Annotated in this window: 2 protein-coding genes; both read left to right on the top strand. The window is 70.0% G+C overall.

The annotated features are described in order from the left end of the window. Window positions 1-28 precede the first annotated feature (28 nt). Complete coding sequence (locus IE94_RS38795) at window positions 29-454, top strand: IS5 family transposase (protein ID WP_425338003.1); 426 nt, start codon at window positions 29-31, stop codon at window positions 452-454. Beyond that, the coding region (locus tag IE94_RS41985) for a transposase (protein ID WP_425338004.1) at window positions 403-660 on the top strand (258 nt) is incomplete at its 3' end. The genes IE94_RS38795 and IE94_RS41985, both read left to right, overlap by 52 nt.

Below are 660 nucleotides of genomic sequence, written 5' to 3'. Positions count from 1 at the left end.
GGATCTTGTTCGTTGATGATCACGTCCTGTGAGACGTGGGGATCTGACGAATGGCCAGTGGGCCCGGCTTGAGCCTCTGCTGCCGACGGGCATCAAGCCGGGCCGGCCGCAGGTGTGGACGCGGCGGCAGTTGATAGACGGCATACGGTGGCGGACCCGGACCGGTGCTCCGTGGCGGGACGTGCCCGAACGTTATGGACCGTGGGACCGGGTCTATGACCTGTTCCGGCGCTGGCAGCGGGACGGCACCTGGGCGAGGATCCTCACCCAGCTCCAGGCCGAGGCGGACGCCAAGGGCCTGATCACCTGGGACGTCAACGTCGACTCCACCGTCTGCCGGGCCCACCAGCACGCCGCCGGAGCGGCGAAAAGGGGGACCTCCAGAAGGAGCCGCCCGGCGGGATCTTCGTCGAGCCGGCCGACCACGGCCTCGGACGCTCCCGCGGCGGACTGACCAGCAAAATCCACCTCGCGGTCGAGCAAGGGCAGAAGCCCTTGTCCGTCGTGATCACGGCCGGGCAGCGGGGCGACTCCCCGCAGCTCGAGCCGGTCCTGGAAGCCATCCGGGTTCCGCGGCTGGGCCTCGGCAGGCCGCGCAAGCGTCCGGACCGGGTGCGGGCCGACAAGGCGTACGACTCCCGTGGCAATCGCTCCTACCTG

It is taken from the genome of Streptomyces violaceorubidus, from assembly GCF_000717995.1.
Classification (GTDB): Bacteria; Actinomycetota; Actinomycetes; order Streptomycetales; family Streptomycetaceae; genus Streptomyces; species Streptomyces violaceorubidus.
Note: the sequence above shows the minus strand (reverse complement) of the source record. Positions and strands in the feature narration are given on the sequence as shown.